Source organism: Burkholderia sp. AU45274 (assembly GCF_030482505.1).
In the GTDB taxonomy this organism is placed as follows: domain Bacteria; phylum Pseudomonadota; class Gammaproteobacteria; order Burkholderiales; family Burkholderiaceae; genus Burkholderia.
The window spans coordinates 58,953-78,493 of sequence record NZ_JAUJQE010000016.1 but is presented as its reverse complement, the minus strand read 5'-3'; the positions used below and the strand labels follow the sequence as shown (position 1 = coordinate 78,493).

Annotated in this window: 13 protein-coding genes and 1 pseudogene; 9 read left to right on the top strand and 5 right to left on the bottom strand. The window is 66.6% G+C overall.

Annotation, left to right across the window (positions count from 1 at the left end):
- Positions 1–80 precede the first annotated feature (80 nt).
- Both QZM35_RS34675 and QZM35_RS34670 read left to right on the top strand, forming a co-directional pair.
- On the top strand, positions 81–3,728 hold the full coding sequence (locus tag QZM35_RS34675; RefSeq protein WP_301777605.1) for a DEAD/DEAH box helicase: 3,648 nt from the start codon (positions 81–83) through the stop codon (positions 3,726–3,728).
- A 108-nt stretch (positions 3,729–3,836) separates the two neighbouring features.
- A pseudogene (locus QZM35_RS34670) lies at positions 3,837–4,022 on the top strand (helix-turn-helix domain-containing protein); the annotation flags it as partial.
- A 250-nt stretch (positions 4,023–4,272) separates the two neighbouring features.
- Here QZM35_RS34670 and QZM35_RS34665 read toward each other — a convergent pair.
- Entirely contained in the window at positions 4,273–6,519 is a 2,247-nt protein-coding gene (locus QZM35_RS34665) for a dockerin (RefSeq protein WP_301777604.1), read from the bottom strand.
- Between the two features lie 146 nt (positions 6,520–6,665).
- Complete coding sequence (locus QZM35_RS34660) at positions 6,666–8,939, bottom strand: LamG-like jellyroll fold domain-containing protein (protein WP_301777603.1); 2,274 nt, start codon at positions 8,937–8,939, stop codon at positions 6,666–6,668.
- 622 nt (positions 8,940–9,561) lie between these two features.
- Between QZM35_RS34660 and QZM35_RS34655 the strand changes: the two genes are divergently transcribed.
- Positions 9,562–11,262, top strand: a complete 1,701-nt coding sequence (locus QZM35_RS34655) for a dihydroxyacetone kinase family protein (protein ID WP_301777602.1) — start codon at positions 9,562–9,564, stop codon at positions 11,260–11,262.
- A 133-nt stretch (positions 11,263–11,395) separates the two neighbouring features.
- Here the strand turns inward: QZM35_RS34655 and QZM35_RS34650 are convergent, their stop codons facing one another.
- The 3 genes from QZM35_RS34650 to QZM35_RS34640 form a co-directional block, all read right to left on the bottom strand.
- Positions 11,396–11,857 carry a hypothetical protein gene (locus tag QZM35_RS34650; protein WP_143329944.1) on the bottom strand — a complete coding sequence of 154 codons (462 nt, stop codon included), beginning with the start codon at positions 11,855–11,857 and terminating at the stop codon, positions 11,396–11,398.
- Between the two features lie 58 nt (positions 11,858–11,915).
- Complete coding sequence (locus QZM35_RS34645; protein WP_039369252.1) at positions 11,916–12,203, bottom strand: DUF1330 domain-containing protein; 288 nt, start codon at positions 12,201–12,203, stop codon at positions 11,916–11,918.
- 211 nt (positions 12,204–12,414) lie between these two features.
- Positions 12,415–13,224, bottom strand: coding sequence for a MaoC family dehydratase N-terminal domain-containing protein (locus tag QZM35_RS34640; RefSeq protein WP_301777619.1), 810 nt, complete (start codon positions 13,222–13,224; stop codon positions 12,415–12,417).
- Between the two features lie 364 nt (positions 13,225–13,588).
- Here QZM35_RS34640 and QZM35_RS34635 point away from each other — a divergent pair, with 364 nt between their 5' ends.
- From QZM35_RS34635 to QZM35_RS34610, 6 genes are all read left to right on the top strand, one after another.
- Positions 13,589–14,068 (top strand): MarR family winged helix-turn-helix transcriptional regulator, encoded by a 480-nt coding sequence (locus tag QZM35_RS34635; protein ID WP_089430021.1) that lies wholly within the window; start codon positions 13,589–13,591, stop codon positions 14,066–14,068.
- Positions 14,065–16,197, top strand: coding sequence for an FUSC family protein (locus QZM35_RS34630; protein WP_089430022.1), 2,133 nt, complete (start codon positions 14,065–14,067; stop codon positions 16,195–16,197). The genes QZM35_RS34635 and QZM35_RS34630 overlap by 4 nt, the downstream gene beginning before the upstream one ends.
- 34 nt (positions 16,198–16,231) lie before the next feature.
- A complete protein-coding gene (locus tag QZM35_RS34625) occupies positions 16,232–16,444 on the top strand; it encodes a DUF1656 domain-containing protein (RefSeq protein ID WP_011350409.1) in 213 nt (70 codons plus the stop codon).
- 1 nt (position 16,445) lies between these two features.
- On the top strand, positions 16,446–17,420 hold the full coding sequence (locus QZM35_RS34620; protein WP_089430023.1) for an HlyD family secretion protein: 975 nt from the start codon (positions 16,446–16,448) through the stop codon (positions 17,418–17,420).
- Positions 17,417–18,916 carry an efflux transporter outer membrane subunit gene (locus tag QZM35_RS34615; protein ID WP_089430024.1) on the top strand — a complete coding sequence of 500 codons (1,500 nt, stop codon included), beginning with the start codon at positions 17,417–17,419 and terminating at the stop codon, positions 18,914–18,916. Before QZM35_RS34620 ends, QZM35_RS34615 begins: the two co-directional genes overlap by 4 nt.
- Before the next feature lie 189 nt (positions 18,917–19,105).
- Positions 19,106–19,531, top strand: a complete 426-nt coding sequence (locus QZM35_RS34610; RefSeq protein WP_089430025.1) for a molybdopterin-binding protein — start codon at positions 19,106–19,108, stop codon at positions 19,529–19,531.
- Positions 19,532–19,541: the final 10 nt, after the last annotated feature.

Here is a 19,541-nt window from a genome sequence, read left to right as displayed (position 1 = left end):
GGGCAATATCTCCGGCTTCTCGTTGCAATTCAATCGCCATGTTGTAGCCTTCTGGTTCTGCCCAGCTTTCGGTGACCCCCATGATCGACGTGCTTCGCTTCTGGCGAGATGTAGAAGTCTTCAACATCCCGGATGCCCCGAAAAACAAAGGAACCGGCGATGCCTCGCCTGCCGACGACGATTTGGACGAAATTGCCGACGACGCTTTACCGATTCCCGGCCTGGTAGAGCATCCCGAGGAATCGGTCATACAGCGATTTCCCACTTCCGCTCACCGAGCGACTCAACAGGGCAAGCAATTTCGTTCGCCCCTTCCATGGGAGCAGGCACGCTTCCAGGTTCCGCCTCCCCCTGAAGGTCAGAAGCCGGAACCGGGGCGGCTGATGACCTACGCCCACGCGGTCTATCTCGGGGTCGGGTCAAAGCACCCTTTCGTGGAATCCATCCTCTCGACCCTCAACCTGGCGTTCGAGGAGCACGAACTGGTTCAGCCCATTTCGGGCAATGGCTGGATGGCTGCGTTCATGGTGGGTGGCTCGGGTATGCCGCTATCCAGAACCTACACCGCGGCCAGCTTTACCGTCGGCGTGGAACTGCTGCGAGCAGCGCGCTCGCTGAACGACACCTCCGCCGCGCTGGCGAACCGTTCCAAGCGGTTTGACGATCGCATGGAAGAACGTGAAACGCAATCAACCCTCACGTGGGACGACCTGCTGCAGGAATGGTCGCATGTCCATGAACTGTTCATCGGGAAGCCGCCGTCCCCGACCGACCAGGAGGCTCCCGGAAACCTGATCGTGATCGAGAGCATCCCGATCTTCCAGCGCAAGGATGGAACACTCTACCCGTCGCCCGAGCAGGCCGCAGCCTTTCTGAACTCGTTCTATCTGGATGACCTGACGACGTTGGCCAACAGCGCCCCGTCGGCATTCAGTTCACCTCTTGCGCAGTACCTTGGGCCGGAAACATCAACGGAAGAGCGAATCGACCTGCTCGCCGATCCGGGCGCACTGGCCCGATGTGTGAGTCCAGACCTCCTGCCTGCCGGCCGATGGCCCGCGCCTCCGCACGAACACCTCGCACTTGCCCAGCAAGCCGCTGTCTACCAGATCCGGCACCGCATTGGCCAGGAAACAGGCGATCGATCCCACGGTCTCATGGCCGTGAACGGTCCGCCCGGCACCGGCAAGACCACGCTTCTGAAGGACGTGATTGCCGACGTCGTGGTCGAAAGAGCCAGGAGATTAAGCGCGCTCAAGGATCCCAAGGACTTGTTCGGGACGAAAATCCTCAAGGTCAGCGGCAAGGAAAAGACGTACGATCTGCCCGCCTTGAACGACGACATCGTGGCCGGTACCGAGATCGTCGTGACCAGCAGCAACAATGCAGCCGTCCAGAACATCAGCTTCGAGTTGCCATTTTCTTACGATCACGCCGCTTTCCCGGACGCGTCGTACCTGCCCGCTGTTGCCGTCAACGTCACCAAGGCCTTTGAGTTGAACGGCGCCCCATGGGGTCTGCTGGCCGGTGCGATGGGATCGAAGACGAACAGGGACAAACTCCTGAACGCGGTTTTCGGTTACGAGCCCGCCTACGATCCCGACGATCCCAAAACCCATCCGGATCCTGCCAAACCGGCTTCGTTGAAACCGTGGCTGGATCTCGCAAAAAGCAACCCCGCAGCCGCGGCGGAGAACTGGAGCGGCTCATCCGCCGGCCTTCCCAGGCATGCCGCATCGGGATCTCCGGCCACCAGATCAGTTTCCTGGCGCGATAGATGGAACGAGGCCAAACGAGCATTCGACCTGCGCTTCGCCACCGTCGAGGCCCTGAAAAACGACCTTCTCGCCATTCACGAAGCACTGGAAGAGCTGCCGGCGCTCCCGGCCAAACGGCAGCCGCTGCAGGATCAGCTGGCCAGTCAGCAGCGCGAATTCGCGGAATTACAGGCTGCCGAATCCGCTCGGGTTACCACGCGTGCGTCCGACGATGCGCAAGACCAGGCGACCTTGCAAGCGATGGAGGTCCGGCATGGTCGGCAAGTCGCCCGGTGTGAGCGCTTGCGCGAAAAACTCCGCGACGTTCGAACGGATGAAGATCCGGGTTGGGTCGCCCGCATGCTTAATAAAATGCTGGGCGTGAAAACGAAGGGATATCGGGACTGGCAGAACCTGGTTCGCGACGCACGCAGCGAGCTCGACACCGCCCAGCAGGGTCTGCAGTCTATCGAGGACGGCAGGGAAAATATCCAGCAGCAGCTGGCCGATCGTGAAGTGGACGCCGATGCCGAGAAGCAGGCATTCGACACACGCGCGGCCAATATGAGCCAACGCATCCAGGCATCGACTCGCGACATTCAGGACCTGGACGCCCGTGAATCCATGTTGCGTGCTCGATTGCGTGTCTTGCGTGACGGAGATGGCTCGACGTCAGCGCTCGAGACGCGTGAACCGATCTTGCCGGACCCGGATTTTCTGGCTCAGCCGGTACATGTACAGCACACGAGCAGCCTGTGGGTCTCCCGGAAATTGGATCGTGCACGCTCTGAACTGTTTCTTGCCGCGCTGGCCTTGCATGAAGCGGCGTTGATGGTCAACGCCGCCACTTGGTTCAGAACCTTCCTGTCGGTGCGGAGTGTACTGACGGGTCAATCCAGCGTCAGGACTTCGGACGATCTTCTGACCATCTGGCGTTCACTCTTTTTCGTCGTACCGGTGATCTCGACCACCCTCGCCTCCTTCGGTCGACTTTTCCGGAACCTGGGAGCCAACAGCTTCGGATGGTTGCTGATAGACGAAGCCGGACAAGCCACACCCGCATCGGTCGCCGGGGCCATGTGGAGAGCGCGTCGCACGGTGGTGGTCGGAGATCCGTTGCAAATCGAGCCGGTCATGACGGTACCCAAGGCGCTCGTGGAGCGGCTCGGCCGCAACAACCAACTGGACGATGCGACCGTCGACCATTGGTCACCGTCCCTGCATTCGGTGCAAACGCTCGCCGACCGCACCATGCGGCTTGGCGCGAAGATCGGCGACACGTGGACCGGGATGCCGCTTCGCACGCATCGGCGATGCATGAATCCGATGTTCGACATCGCGAACCTGATCGCCTACGACGGCCAGATGGTCCAGGCGACGGGGAGCAAGAGCATCGATCCAGACCTGTTCGAAAGCTGCTGGATCGATGTTCAGGGGCCAGCGAACGACAAGGTCGTCGCAGCGGAAATCAAAGCGCTGGAGAAGATTCTCAATCATTTCCTGAGCAAGTGGCCACAAGTCGTCAGCAAGGGCGGCGACCGCCAACCCGCCTCCGTTTACATCATTTCCCCGTTTCGCAACGTTGCCAAAGCATGTAAAAAACTCATCTCCAGCGGGAGTCTGGAATCCCGTCTGAAGAAACTGAAAGTAAAGATCGACGCAGGCACGGTGCATACGTTTCAGGGCAAGGAAGCCTCCATCGTGTTCTTCGTGCTGGGCTCATCGCCGGGCGAGGCCGGCAATGGAAGCCGAGGTTGGGCCGCGAGCAAGCCGAACCTGCTCAACGTCGCCGCCACACGCGCGCAACAACGGTTCTATGTTATCGGGAACTACGTGGACTGGTCGTCGCTGCCCAATTTCAAAGCGATGCACGAGTCGCAGAAGCGCATGAAGCGAACCAGGCTGGTCCTCGAATCGGCCGCACAAGTCCGTCTGGAACCTGTATCCGAAGAAATGTCACCGGCGAAGTAAGCCGCCGAGGCGAGCCGTGCTGCGATTGATCGCCCCGGCAGGCACGCGTGCAGCCGGATGCGCGCCGCGATCCGCACGAGCACCGGCTTGGACGGTGTGCTACCGGGCGCGCTGCGCGAGCTGTTCGACGAGGATCACGGCAACCTGTTCGAGCGCATCGAGGACACCGTGATGCGCGTCGCGTTCGAATTCAGTCACCGCAACCAGATCCAGGCCGCACGGCTGCTCGGCATCAGCCGCAACGTGCTGCGCGCACGGCTGATTCGCGCGAAGGAAATTGCGGCGATGAAGTAGCCGCGTATGGGGGCGCACCGCTGCCCGGCTCCGGCGCGATCGCGCAGCGTTCTGTGCATCAACGTTCAAACCTGATGTATCGCGGCGCGAGCCGGAGCTTGAGCAGGCGATCGTACCGTAGCGGTAAACGATCAACTCAGCGTCTTTGTCGGCCATAGGTGCCCACCTCCCCAATCGGTGGACACCCATGCTCGTTGGTCAGCGCACCGTGACATAGACGTCGAGAATGGCCCCTTACGGTCGATCAACCTCAATTGCTATAGATCAGACCGCGAGCGGCGCCGTTGACGTAAATCCTGCCATACGTGTTCCAGTCGCCGGCCATCACGCCGGAGTCGCCGAATTGGTGCGCGTCATCGTTGAAGCGCGCCCACGTTGCACCCCCGTCGTCGGAATGGTAAATGCCCCAGACGCCGTTCAATGTGCCTTCCACATAGACCGCGGCCGAGTACGACGAACCGGTCGGTGCCCTGCCCAACGCGATCACGGTGGCGCCCGGGGTGTCATTGGTCGACGCAAAGACGCCGAGCTTCGTCCAGGTCGCCCCCGAGTCCACCGAGTGGTACACGGCCGTGCCGTCGGCCAGCCAGAGGTCACCCTCGGCGTTCGGATTGACCACCATCGACGTGTCCCGCCACGCATTCCACGCCAGGTTCGCGTTCACCGAGCCCTGGCTCAGCGCGAACGTGTGGCCGCCGTCGTTCGAGACGTAGATCTTGCCGCGCTGCCAGCTCCACGGTGCGCCGCCGGAGTCGTAGGCATAGACCTTGTTCGGGTTCTTGCGGTCCGCGGCCAGACGGTAGGCACGCGGGAAGCCGTTCCATGTGGCACTGAACGCCGGCAGGTTGGTCGCCGTCCAGCTGGCGCCATTGTTCGTCGTGTACGACGGCACCGAGTCCGGCGGTGCCCAGGTCACGTGGTTGCGGGACGGGACGACCAGGTTGCCCACGTTGCTCTGGCTTGCCGCGGCGCCGTTGGGCAGCGTCGCGAACGTCGCCCAGCTATTGCCGCTGTCGCCGGACCAGAAGCCCTTGGTCGCATGGCCGTTGGCGTTGTCGACGCCTGCGGCGGCGATGTACGTCGGATCGGACCACGACATGTCGGCCGAATTGCCGCTGCTCCACGTGTTCAACGGGCCTTTCGTCGGCCTCGTCGAGAGGTCCGTATTGACCCACGTGCCGATGTCGCCGGCGCTGTTGATGAAGTTGTACGACGCGCCGGGCGGCGCCGTGACGAGCGCCAGCGTCACGGTTTCCTCGAGGTTGTCGACCTTGGCGCGCCAGGTTGGCGTGGGCGACGAGGCGTTCATGGTTTCGCAGATGCCGCCGCCGTGGACGTGCATGACGTGATCGCGATTGGCCGGGTCGATGGCGACGCTCTCGACCCAGCCGGCGCAGCCACCCGAGGCAGTGCCGGTATGCGGCATGCCGGCCTCGATTTCGCGCCACGTGCTGCCGCCGTCGTCGGATAGCTGGATGGTCTTGCTGGTGTCGCTCCAGCCGGTCATGCCCAGTGCGATGCGGGCGGACGCGCCCAGACCGGAGACGGACAGGCCGCCAAAGCCGTTGCTGCTGGAGCGGTTGAGCAGCGTCCAGTTGCTGTCGTTGCTTCCGCCGAACTTGTAGAGAGAGCTCGGCCCGCCGATGCCCTGGCCGACGCCCGCGTTGAACACCACGTAGAAGTTGCCGTCGGACGTGCGCACGACGTGCGGGATGTAGTAGCCGGACACCGTCGGCGGGACGGGCACCGGCGTCCACGAGAAGCCGCCGTTGGTGGACTTGTACAGGGTCGACGTCAGGCCCGCCGCGTTGGCGTAATCCGGGGCGACGGTGGCCCACATGATCCAGGTCGGCTGGCCGCTACCCTCGCCCGACGTATCGAAGATCACCTGTTCGACGCCGATCGGGGAACTGCCGCCGCTGATCGTGGTGGAGGACAGACCCGTGACCTGCGTCCAGGTCCGGCCCGAATCGGCACTCTTCCACAGGCCGGCCGTGCGCGATCCGTAGAACAGCGTCGACGGATTGTTCGGGTCGACTTGCAGGCGCTCGCCCGTGGCGCGGCCGTTGTCGTTGCCGCCCACCGGGAACGGCAGGTCGTAGTGCGTCCAGGTATCGCCGCGGTTGCTCGAGATGTAGATGCGGCCGTTGTGACCCTGCGTCACGGTAATGCCGGTCACCATGTAGACGAGCTGATCGTTGTTCGGGTCGAGCGCGAGGCTTTCGACGCCGTGGAAATCGCCCTCGCCCGAGCCGAAACCGACGCCGTCGGTGATGGGCGTCCACGTCGAGTTGGTCGCGTTCCAGCGGTACGCGCCGCCAACGTCGGTACGTGCGTACAGCAGGCTCGCGTTGGCGGGATGGTAGATCAGGCCGGTGACGTAGCCGCCGCCGCCCCACTTGACGCTGGTCCAGCTGGCCGCCGGCTGGTTGCTGCCGCTGCCATTTCCGCCGATCTGACTGCGATTGGCAGCTGAATTGGCGCCCGCATGGATCACACCTGTCGCGCTATCGGATCCGTCACCACAGCCCCATAACGCACACGCCATCGCCGCAACGGCGATCCATCGTTGAGAAAACACGGTCATCAGAAGTCCTTATAGAAATAGGTCCATCGCAGGGCCCGCCATCGGGCCCTGCGTGATCAACTCGTCATGAGCGACGCAATCTGCGCAGCGCTGAGCGCACCGCGATAGAGGCGGAAATCGTCGATCAGGCCGTGGAACGTGGTGTCGGCACCGTATTGCGATTTGCCCAGCCAGTTCTGCGTGGTACTGCCCAAGCGGAACGGCGCCTGGAACATCGCCGTGTTGGTGCCGACGGGCGTGCCGTCCACGTAGATCGTGCCGGTCGAACCCGATAGCGTGATGGCCACATGCACCCATCGCTTGCTCGGCAGCTCGGTGGGGGCGTCGATGATCTGTTCCGGCGGGCCGTCACCGGGGCCGTTGGCCGTCATGGCGAAGCGCATGCCGGCCCAGCCGTTGCGCAACTGCCCGCGCGGCGTGAACATCATGTAGCGGTGGAAGCCCGTGCCGAAGTCGAACAGGCGTGCCCACGTTTGCGCGCCGTTCCAGAACACCCAGCTGGCGAGGGTGAAGTCCGACACGTCGACCAGCAGATCGTCGGGCAACGCGACATACGCGCCCGAGCCGTTGAGCGAGACCGCGTTACCGTTGTGCCCGGCCGCCCACGTTGCGCCGTTGAGCGTGCCATTGCGCCTGTTGCCCGAGCTATCGGCGGCCGTGATGCCGCTGCCTTCATCAAACGTGAGGTGCGCGAGCAGCTGCTGCGCCGTGATCACTTTCACTTCGTTGGAGAACGCCGATTCGCCCGCAATCGTTTGCGCTGTCTCGACATAAAAATACGTGCCGGCAGCGGCTGGCAGATCGGTATAGGTCAGCAGATCGGTGATCCCGCTCTGGATGGTTTTGTACGGCCCGCCGGCAATGGTGGCGCGCTTCACGTTGTAGCTGACGGCGTTGCTGCTGCCCCACCACGACAGCACCGCCTTGCCCGCGCTCGCGTAGCCGGTCAGGCCGGTCGGCGTTGCGGCGGAGGTGCCGGGGTCGAGCGTGCAAGTGAGCGTGCCGTAGCCAAGCTGATCGAAGCCGCCACTGTTGGGGCCGTAGTTGCCGCCGCCGCCTTCCGGTGCCACCAGTTCGGCAGCGCGCTTGGTGTAAGGCGCCGCCAGACCTTTGCGGTTGATGTAATGGTTGGCCACCAATGCCCAGCAGGGCCGCCCCAGGGCGTCGCCTCGCCCGCCGGTGGAGAACTGCGTCTGGGTGACGCCGGCGCTGTTCTGGTACGTGACGAAAGGCACCGTGTAGAACGCGCCGTCCGCCTGCTTCAGGTTGGCCTTGGCCACGTATTCCGCGCCCGCCAGAAAGCGATTGTTGTCATGGCCGTACAGGTCGATGCCCTGATTCCACGCCATCTCGCAAATGGCGCCCGTCAATGCAATGCCGAGCGTGCTGTGGCCCTGGTCCCGGCCGGCTTCCTGCCATTGCCCGAGGTTGCCGGGATGCAGGTAGTACACGGCTTGCCGGATGCAGCCGTTGCTGCCGCCGGTCTTGAAATGGGTGACGGCCTCGTTGACGAGCTCGGCATCGTCGCACAGCACGCCGATGGCCAGGATGCACGCGATGTTGGCCAGGCCCCAGTTGGCCCAGTAGTGCGTGTCCATCGCGGTGTCGATACGGGTCAGGAAAGCATGGCTGACCGGGTAGAAGACCTTGCGCATCATGGCCTGAAACGCGGCAAGCCCGGCCGGACTCCAGCCGCTGTAGCCGCGCATGATTTCGGCTGCGTTAGCGAATTCGTAGCCGTAGATGCCGGCGGCGAGCGCCACGTCGCTGCCGCCAAGCGTCGTCAGCGTCGACGCCCACTGGTCCAGATACTCCACGGCTTTGTCGGCATAGCGTTTGTCGTCCGATACCTTCCAGCGCAGCGCGTCGCCATAGGCGGCGGCGATGTCGTTGTAGAGCGCACCGTAGTTCTGACCATGCGTGGGATCATTGCCGCGATAGATGCCGACCTGCGGGTTCGGTTGGTTCGTCAGGCGCGTGTGACCGTTGGCGACGAGCACGTTCCAGCTGTCGATCCACGGGGAAGCGTGGGCCCCGACTTTAGCGCGCATGCGTTCGAAATCCGCCTCGGTATGCAGCAACCCGGGATGCGTGAAGGCGCGGGTCTGGGCAGTGCCTGCCGACGTCGCCCCTGCGCCGATACCGTCCGAAGCTGGAACAACGCCGGACGCCTGGCTGATGCCGTTTGCCGAAGTACGCTCACCGCCTGTCACCGCGTTGCTTCCGTCGCCGCCGCATCCCGCCAGAAGCGTTGCACCGAGCCCCATCACGAAATGGCGTCGTGCAATATTTTCGATGTCGCCGAGTGGGACGATTTCCTCGGATGGCATCGTCGGTGCTCCGTTGTCTCGCATGTTGGGATCTCCAGTTTTTTAGCTATGGTCGAAGCGAAAAAAAATGTACGAACCGTTCCGTATTCATCAGGAACGCGTAGCATTCTATCCAGCACGATAGGGAGGCAATCAAGCGAAAAAAAACATATTCACTCATGACACGCACTTGTCACATCTGTGATGGATGGATTGAGGGATGCGCGAAGCGGCTGGGCACCGCCGTAGAACAAAACAAAGTCGAGCCTGGGCATGATCTGTTGTCCGTAGCGCGCTTACGGCGGAGCACGCCATCTCGAATCCGACGACCCCCCTGCCAATAGAAGTTCGGCGTTGACGGCTGCGGCCGAACTTGCATCTCTTGTCTCGCTCGGAATACGCGGCCAAAGGCCGCGCATCTCACAACATGCATGGGCGTGCGCCGCACGCCGTGCAGCAACGTCCGAACCTGATGTATCGTGGCGCGAAGCGTGCGCGTCGCTTCGCCCCTGTGGAAGGTCATCCATTCCATGACCGCCTGCCCCCGGCGACAGCGCCCGCACGATCCTGCGCAACACGAAAGGCCGTCCGGCGCCCGTGCGGGCCCGGCCGAGCCTCGTTCACTTGTCCGGAACCCGTCGCCATGAAAAAGCTTGTCAACCGCCCGTCCGATGTCGTGCGAGAAATGCTGGAAGGCATCGCGCGGCAGTCGCCGCATGTCGCGATCCTCGGCGACGAGCACGTGCTCGTCCGCCAGCCGCTGCCCGAGCCCGCGCAGCGCCCCGTCGCCGTCCTCTCCGGCGGCGGCAGCGGCCACGAGCCCGCACACGGCGGCTATGTCGGCGAAGGGATGCTGAGCGCGGCCGTCTGCGGCGAAGTGTTCACGTCGCCGTCCACCGACGCCGTGCTCGCCGCGATCCGCGCCAGCGCCGGCCCGAACGGCGCACTACTGATCGTGAAGAACTACACCGGAGACCGGCTCAACTTCGGGCTGGCCGCCGAACTCGCGCGCGCCGAAGGCATTCCCGTCGAGACGGTCATCGTCGCCGACGACGTGTCGCTGCGCGGCCGCGTCGAGCGTGGCCAGCGACGCGGGATCGCCGGCACCGTGCTGATCCACAAGCTCGCCGGCGCGGCCGCCGCGCGCGGGCTGCCGCTCGCCCGCGTCGCGGCGATCGCGCGCGACGCGGCGGCCGAACTCGGCACGATGGGCGTCGCGCTCGACGGCTGCACGATCCCGGGCGCCGACAAGTCGGGCTTCAGCCTCGGCGATCACGAGATCGAGCTCGGCCTCGGCATCCATGGCGAGAAAGGCGTCGAACGTCGCGCACCGTTGCCTGCCGATGCGCTGGCCGACACGCTGCTGTCGAGCATCGTCGCCGATCTCGTGCTCGACCGCGGCGAACGCGTCGCGCTGTTCGTCAACGGCCTCGGCGCGACGCCGGACATGGAGCTCGCGATCGTGCTGCGCGCCGCGCACGACAACCTGCACCGGCGCGGCCTCGTCGTCGCACGCGCGTGGGCCGGCACGTTCCTCTCGGCGCTGAACATGCCCGGCTGCTCGATCTCGGTGCTGCGGCTGAACGACGAACGCGCGGTGCTGCTCGACGCGCCGACGCAGGCGCGCGCATGGCCGGGCGGCGGCGCGGTGAATACGCAGATCCGCGCGGCCTCGGCCGCCGTGCAGGAAGCGCCGTTGCCGCCGCTCGATGCGGCCGGCCGCGCGTGGGCCGCGCGCCTGCAACCGGCGCTGCACGCGGTCGCGCAGACGCTGATCGATCACGAGCAGACGCTGACCGACCTCGACGCGGCGGCCGGCGACGGCGATCTCGGCGCGAGCATGCTGCGCGCGGCGGAAGCGATCCTCGCACTGCCGGAAGGCGCGTACGGCACGCCGGCCGGCGCACTCTCGGCGCTCGGCGCCGCGTTGCGCCGCGCGATCGCCGGCAGTTCGGGGCCGTTCTATGCAACCGCACTGCTGCGCGCGTCGCGCCGGCTGGCCGAGATCGCCGAGCCGTCGGCGCGTGACTGGGCCGCGGCGTTCCGCGGCGCGGTGGATTCGATCAGCGAACTGGGCGGCGCGCATGCCGGCGACCGGACGATGCTCGATGCGCTGGTCCCGGCCGTCGCGGCATTCGAGCGTGCGCTCGACAACGATCGCGATCCCGCCAGCGCGTGGGCCGCGGCAGTCGAAGCCGCCGAGCACGGCGCGCAGGAAACCGCACGCATGACGCCGCGCGCCGGGCGCGCCAGCTATCTCGGCGAACGCGCGATCGGCATGCCGGACGGCGGCGCGGTGGCGGTGTCGTATTGGCTGCGTGCGTTGCAGGCGCACATCGGGTGAGGGTCGCGAAGGCGCGCCATCGGCGGCGCGCCTTCAATGCATCGGCATGCAAGACGCCATATCGCGTCACGTGCCGATGCTGCGGATCGTTGCGGCACCAGGTGGCGTCACCTGTGTGGCCATCCGCAATCAATCAGTGCATCTTCGTCCGCCCGGGCAACAACGCCGCACCAACCGCCGCCACGGCGAAACTCGCAAGCCAGCACCAATAGCCGATCGCGTCGAGATGCACGGGCTCGACGTTCCCGGCTTCGTCGACGGCAATCTGGTGCTGCGACAGGAAGCTCATCCCGAACAGCAACGCCAGACCGGCCAGCATGACCGCCTGCGCGCGGTAGCGCTTCGCGGTCAGCAGCCAGGCGGCGAACACGAGCGGATTTGCGAGCCATGCATAGATACCGACGAGCACGCCCATCCAGCCCGTCAACAGTACCTGCCAGCCGTCGGCCCATGGATGCGGAGCGGGCGCGCCGGTGCGGAACGGCGCGGTGAACATGGCGACCAGATAGAGCAGCACGCTGATCGCGAGCAACACGGTCGTGGCGCGGCCCATCGGCGGGCGAACGGGCGCGGTGGCGGACGTCGATGGTTTCATCGTCGGGCCGGGCGGCCGGCGTCGCGGCGCGCCGCCGGACACACCGTATGCACGTCGCTCAGACGCCTTCGACCAGCACGGCGCGATAGCGCGCGCCCTTGAAGCGGTGCTGGGCGACGGCCTGATATTCCGGGCCGTGATACCACGCGTGCGCCGCTTCCTTCGACGGGAACTCGACGATCACGACGCCTTCCGGTCCTTCGCCCTCGAGCGTTTCCTGCGGCCCGTAGGCTGCGAGCACCTTCACCGGATGCCCGGCGAGCGTTGCGCCAACCTTGCTCTGGTAGAGGTCGAATTCCTGCTGGTCCTGCATGCTTTCACGTGTAAACACGATGTAGGTGGCCAAGATGCGTGCTCCTGATGCGCTGCGTGGAAAGGGGATGGGACGGCCGCGCATCGCCTGGTCCGGCGAACGGCACGCGACCTGCCAGCAGCTTACAGGGGTTTGCCGACGAACGTCGGGGCTGGCCGGGTGCGCATCCGGCCGGCTTGCCGCGTGCGACAACGGTCACCCGCGTACGGATCCTGCCGCGCGCGGATGACCGGAACGGAGGCCGTCACGCAAGCGTCGCGGTGGCCTGCATCGTCAGCCAACCGTCGCGATCCTTCGCCCACAGCTCGATCGTCCGGCCGTCATCCGACGGCTTGCCGCACAGCGTGAACGGCTCCCCGTCGAACGTCGGGCGCACCGCGCGAAACGCGAAGCTCGCGAGCGTCGCGTCGGGCCGTTCGCGGTGCACGAGATCGACGAGCAGCGTCGCGATCAGCGGGCCGTGCACGACGAGCCCCGGATAGCCTTCCTCCTGCGTCACGTAGCTGCGGTCGTAATGGATGCGGTGACCGTTGAAGGTCAGCGCCGAATAGCGGAACAGCATCACGGCGTCGGCCGTGACCGTGCGCGACCACGTCTCGCCTGCCGGCGCCGCGACCGGCTTCGGCGCCGGCGCGCCCGGCTGCGGCGCATCGCGATAGACGATGTCGTGCTCTTCCTCGACGCACAACGCGCCGTCACACTCGATCCGGTGCTGCACCGTCACGAAGACGAGCCGGCCGCTGCGGCCCGTCTTGTCCTCGATGTTCTCGATCGTCGATTCGCGCGTCGCGCGCCGGCCTGTACGTAGCGGCGCATGGAACGTCAGGCGGCCGCCGGCCCACATGCGGCGCGGCAGCGGCACGGGCGGCAGGAAGCCGCCGCGCTTCGGATGGCCATCGGGGCCGACTTCGGCCAGCGGCGCGACGGGCAGGAAATAGAGCCAGTGCCACATCGGCGGCACGACGTCGCCGGGCGGCGGGCGGTCAAGCGTGGCGGCTAGCGCGTTCAGCGGGAACGCGGCGATGTCGTCGCCGAGCGTTTCGGTCTTGCCCAGCTATGCGTCGAGCGACGCCTGGCCAGGGGGCTGCGAGGATGAAAGGGACACGTGCGGAATCTCCGGGTGGCTTGCAACGGCCTCAATATGCACGCCGCGCGCCGTTTCGCGAAACCGGATTTCCCGAACCCCGGCTTCGAACCTGCCTGACCTGCCGAGCGGCCCGGCCGGACGACTTTCGTCTGACCATTCGATCGCAGCCGCCAAACGCACCACCCGTGCCGGCAAAACCTTACAGCTTGACCATCCCCGGCACGCCGCCTAAATTGCTTCAAACGGGCTGGCCGAACCGCGTGCGACGTGTCATCCGGGTGACAAAAACGATAGTTTGCTATCGAATTAATTTGCCCCTATCATCTCGCCCATGACCAATCTGCACGACCTCCGCCTCGCCGTCAGCAGCCTTCTCGTGCTGTCCGCGCGCAAGTGGCGCCGCACCAGTGACGGCGTGCTGACCGCGTACAACGTGTCCGAGGCGTGCGCGACGCCGCTGCTGATCGCCGGACGCCTCGGCGAAGGCGTGCGCCAGGGCACGCTCGCCGAATACGTCGGCATCGAGGGGCCATCGCTCGTGCGCCTGCTCGACCAGCTGTGCGCGGCCGGCCTCGCGCGTCGCGACGAGGATCCGCACGACCGCCGCGCGAAAACGATCTCGCTGACGGCCGCCGGCCGCGCCGTCACCGCGAAGATGGAGGAAGACCTCCGCGTGCTGCGCGCGCAGGTGCTCAAGGGCGTCACGCGCGCCGATCTCGAAGCGACGCTGCGCGTGCTCGACGCGTTCAATGCGTCCGAGTCGCACACGCCCGCCGCACGCGCCTCCCACACCGGTGACGCCACGTCATGACCTACCCGAGCCTTCGCGACTGGCTGTTCTCGGGCAAGACGTTTGCCGCGTCGATGCTGGCGCTGTATCTCGGCCTGTATTTCCAGTTGCCGCGCCCGTACTGGGCGATGGCGAGCGTCTACATCGTGTCGAACCCGTTCGTCGGCGCGACGCGCTCGAAGGCGCTGTATCGCGCGCTCGGCACCGCGCTCGGCGCGGCCGCCGCGATCTTCTTCGTGCCGCCGTTCGTCGAGACGCCGCTGCTGTTCGCGATCATCGTCGCCACCTGGTGCGGCACGCTGCTCTACCTCGCGATCTCCGATCGCACCGCGCGCAGCTATGTGTTCATGCTCGCCGGCTACACGATGCCGCTGGTCGCGCTGCCGACCGTGACCGATCCGTCCACCGTGTTCGACGTCGCGATCGCACGTACCGAGGAGATCGTGCTCGGCATCGTGTGCGCGAGCGTGGTCGGCAGCGCGATCTTCCCGAACCGGCTCGCGCCGACGCTGATCGAGCGCACCGACGCGTGGTTCAAGGATGCCGCGTTCTATGGCCGCGAGACGCTGTCCGGACACATCGCCGGCAAGGCGCTGTCCGCATGCCGGCAACGCCTCGCGGCGACCATCACGGGCCTCGAATTCCTGCTGAGCCAGCTGAGCTACGACCATGCGCACCCGCGCATCCTCGCGCGGGCACAGGCGCTCGCGGGCCGGATGCAGCTGTTCCTGCCGCTGATGTCGTCGCTCGCCGATCCGTTGATCGCCCTGATGCGCGACCTGCACATCCGGCCGGCCGGGCTCGACGAGTTGCTCGCCGATGCCGCGACGTGGTTCGACGCGCCGCTGCCGGCCGTCCGGGCCGGCACCGACGGCGACATGACCGACGACCCGGTCGCGCAACGCCTGCGCGAACGCATCGCCGCGCTGCAGCCGGCCGACGACGCGCTCGCGAGCTGGGACGGTGCGCTGCTGTCGAACGCGCTATGGCGGCTGCGCCAGGTCATCGACATCTGGCAGGACTGCCGCTCGCTGCGCGCGCTGATCGGCAACGAAGCGGGCGTCTGGCAGCCGCGCTACCGGCACTGGCGGCTCGGCGGCACCGAGCGCTTCTTCGATCGCGGGATGATGCTGTTTTCGACGCTGACCGTGGTCGCCGCGATCGTGTTCGCGAGCTGGCTGTGGATCGCGTCTGGCTGGCACGACGGCGCCGCCGCCGTCACGCTCGTGGCCGTGTCGTGCAGCTTCTTCGCTGCGCTCGACGAGCCGGCGCCGCTGGTGTTCAAGTTCTTCCTCGCGACGACCGCGAGCGTCGTGTTCGCGGGCCTGTACCTGTTCGTCGTGCTGCCGCACGTGCACGATTTCGCGATGCTCGTCGTGATGTTCGCGGGCCCGTTCATCCTGATCGGCACGCTGCTGCCGCGCCCGCAGTTCAACATGGTGACGATGCTCGTCGCCGTGAACACGGCCACCTTCATCAGCATCCAGGGTGCGTACGACGCGGATTTCTTCGTGTTCCTGAACAGCAACCTCGCGGGCGTCGCCGGGCTGTTGTTCGCCTATGTATGGACGCGTGCGACGCGGCCGTTCGGCGCGGAACTCGCGGTGCGGCGCCTGCTGCGCTCGGGCTGGGAAGACGTCGCACGCTCCGCGTCGACACAACCGCTCGACGACCAGCGCAACCACGCGTCGCGAATGCTCGACCGCGTCACGCAGCTGCTGCCGCGCCTCGGTGCGTCCGACGATCATCGCCACCCGTCGATCGAAAGCTTCCGCGACCTGCGCATCGCGCTCAATGCGCTCGACCTGCGCCGCTCGCGCCGCCGGCTGTCCGGCGACGTGCCCGACGCGATCGACCGCGTGCTGGCCGGCGTCACCGACCACTACGAACGCTGCGCCGCCGCGAACGCGCGCCAGCCGGCGCCGCCCGCGCTGCTCGCGACGATCGACGACGCACTGCAACGCGTCGCGGGCCGCAACCTGCCGGGTGCCGCACCGGCAGAAGACGGCGCTGCGCCCGCCGCACCGGCCACGCCTGCCACGCATCGCCGGCTGCGCGACACGCTGCACGCGCTCGTCGGCCTGCGCCTGTCGCTGTATCCGGCCGCGGCCGGGCAGCCGCCGCAGGCGCCGGACGGAGCACGCGCATGATCCCGCTTTCCCATCCGTCCTTCCGACCGCGACCATGATCGGCGAAATCGACATCTTCGGCGTATTCGTGCCGGCCCCGCTCGTGCTGATGCTGATCGCCTACCTGATCAACATCGTCGTGCGCGCCGTGCTCGAGCGCGTCGGCTTCTACCGCCTCGTCTGGCACCGTTCGATCTTCGACCTCGGCATCTACGTATTCGTGTTTGCCGCCGTCGTGATCGTTTCCCACCATCTCGTGGCTACCTAACGTGAAAAAAACCTGGCTCTCGGCAGGGCAAATCCTGCTCACCCTGATCGTCGTCGTCGTGGCTGCCGTCGTGCTGTGGCGCATCGTCAACTACTACATGTTCTCGCCGTGGACCCGCGACGGTCACGTGCGCGCCGACGTGATCCAGGTCGCGCCGGACGTGGCGGGCCTCATCACGTCGGTGCAGGTCGCCGACAACCAGGAGGTCAAGCGCGGCCAGGTGCTGTTCGTGATCGACCAGGCGCGCTACACGCTCGCGGAGCGGCTCGCCGAAGCCACGCTCGCGCAGCGCCGCGCGACGCTCGCGCAGGCGAAGCGCGAGTACGCCCGCAACCTGCAGCTCGGCAACCTGGTCGCGAGCGAGCAGGTCGAGGAAAGCCGCACGCGCGTCGAACAGGGCGAAGCCGCCGTCGCCGATGCGCAGGTGTCGCTCGACACCGCGAAGCTGAACCTGCAGCGCACGACGATCGTCAGTCCCGTAGACGGCTACCTGAACGACCGCGCGCCGCGCGTCGGCGAATACGTGCCGGCCGGCCGCGCGGTGCTGTCGGTCGTCGACCGCAATTCGTTCCGCGTCGACGGCTACTTCGAGGAAACCAAGCTGCGCGGCATCCACATCGGCCAGCCGGTCGACATCATCGTGATGGGCGAGCCGCGTGCGCTGCGCGGCCACGTGCAGAGCATCGTCGCGGCGATCGAGGATCGCGACCGCACGCAGGGCGCGAACCTGCTGCCGAACGTGAACCCCGCATTCAGCTGGGTGCGGCTCGCGCAGCGTGTACCGGTGCGCGTCGTGCTCGACGAGGTGCCCGACGATTTCCGGATGATCGCGGGCCGTACCGCGACCGTCTCGATGCGCGAAGCCGACACGCGCCGCAACGACCAGGCGAAGCCGGCGGCCGGCGCGTCGGCGGTCGCCGCACCGGTATCGACGGCTTCCGGCGCGGCCGCCAGCGCGGCAGGAGCATCGCAATGAAGCGGCACGGTCTGCGTCTCGCCGCGACGCTCGCGCCGCTTGCGCTCGCACTCGGCGCGTGCAAGTCGGTCGGCCCCGATTACACGCTGCCGCAGCAGGCGTACGTGAATGCGCCGCTCGCGAACCATGCGCTCGACGATGCGAACGGCACGCTCGTGTCGCGCGACGCCGTGCCCGGCAACTGGTGGCAGCTCTACGACGATCCCGTGCTCAACGGGCTCGTGCGCGATGCACTGAAGTCGAACACCGACCTGCGCGTCGCCGCGGCCAACCTCGCGCGCTCGCGCGCGGCGCTGGAAGTCGCAAGCCAGCAGGGTGGCTTCTCGGGCGGCGCGGAGGCCGCCGTGCAGCGCGCCCAGGAATCGGCCGAGCAATACCTGCTCGAGAACAAGCTGCCGGTCGTCAACGAAGGCACGGTCGGCATCAACGTGTCGTACGAGATCGACCTGTTCGGCAAGCTGCGGCGCGGCGTCGAAGCCGCGCGCGCGGACAGCGAAGCCGTCAGGGCCGCCGGCGACCTGGCACGCATCACGGTCGTCGCCGACGTCGTGCGGGCGTACGTCGAGTCGTGCTCGGCCGGCGACGAGCTGGCCGTCGCGAAGCAGTCGCTCGCGCTGCAGAAGCAGCGCGTCGCGCTATCGCAGCGGCTGCGCGATGCCGGGCGCGGCAACCAGACCGACGTGACGCGCGGCGTGACGCAGGTGCGCACCCTCGCCGCCGATATCCCGCGCTTCGAAGGCCGCCGCAAGGTCGCGCAATACCAGCTTGCCGCGCTGCTCGCGCGCTCGCCGGCCGACCTGCCGAAGGCCGTTGCCGAATGCGAGCGCCTGCCGAAGCTGCGCCAGCCGATCCCGATCGGCGACGGCGCCGCGCTGCTGCGCCGCCGCCCCGACGTGCGCGCAGCCGAGCGGCAACTCGCGGCCGCGACCGCGCGGATCGGCGTGGCGACCGCCGCGCTGTACCCGTCGATCAGCATCGGTGCGTCGGCCGGCTCGGTCGGTGTCGCCGCCGACCTGTTCTCGTCCACGACGAATCGCTGGTCGTTTGGCCCGCTGATCAGCTGGTCGTTCCCCGTCAACGGCCAGCGTGCGCGCGTACGCGAGGCCGAAGCGGCGACGGGTGGCGCGCTCGCGCACTTCGACGGCGTCGTGCTGAACGCGCTGCGCGAAACGCAGTCGAGCCTCGCGACCTATGCCGCCGACGTGCAGCGCACGGAAGCGCTGCGCACGGCGTATGAATCGGCACGCAATTCCGCCGACGAAACGCATCGCCTCTATCTGGCCGGCCGCGAGTCGTTCATCTCCGATCTCGACGCGACGCGCACGCTGACGAGCGCGCAGGCGCAGGTGGCGGCAGCCGAAGGCCAGGTCGCGACCGACCAGGTGCGGCTCTTCCTCGCGCTCGGCGGGGGGTGGGAATCCGACGGTACGACGGCCGCAGCGGACGCCCGTCCCGCCGCGACACGCACCGCCGCGACACCCGCGACCAGCGAGTAATCACGGCAGCGCTGTCATCTTCAGTACATCACGCGCACCTGGCGAAGCGCTCGGTGGCGGCGGGCTTTCCTGATTCGCGCCATAGCGCCGGAAGGACGACGAACACCCACGTTGACGGTAAACTGGCAAATGCATTTCCATTCATCTTTCGCCGCTGAACCCCCAGCGGCATCCACCCGGAGATCCATCATGCGAACCAGCGCCCGCAACCATTTCGCCGGCCAGGTCAGCGCCGTCAAGACCGGTGCCGTCAACGACGAAATCACGCTCCGCACGCAGGACGGTCTCGACATCGTCGCCGTGATCACCCACGGCAGCGCGGCGTCGCTGGGCCTCGCGGCCGGCTCGAAGGCATTCGCACTCGTGAAGGCGTCGTCGGTGATCGTGATGGTCGACGTCGACAGCAGCAAGGTGTCGGCCCGCAACTGCGTCGCGGGCACCGTATCGTCGGTTGCGAAAGGCGCGGTCAATTCGGAAGTCGTGATCAAGGCCTCGGGCGGCGCCGAAATCGTCGCGATCATCACCAACGACAGCGTCGATCGCCTCGGCCTCGCGAGCGGCACGGCTGCGTCCGCGATCTTCAAGGCATCGAGCGTGATCGTCGGCGTCGAGTGAACGCGTGAGG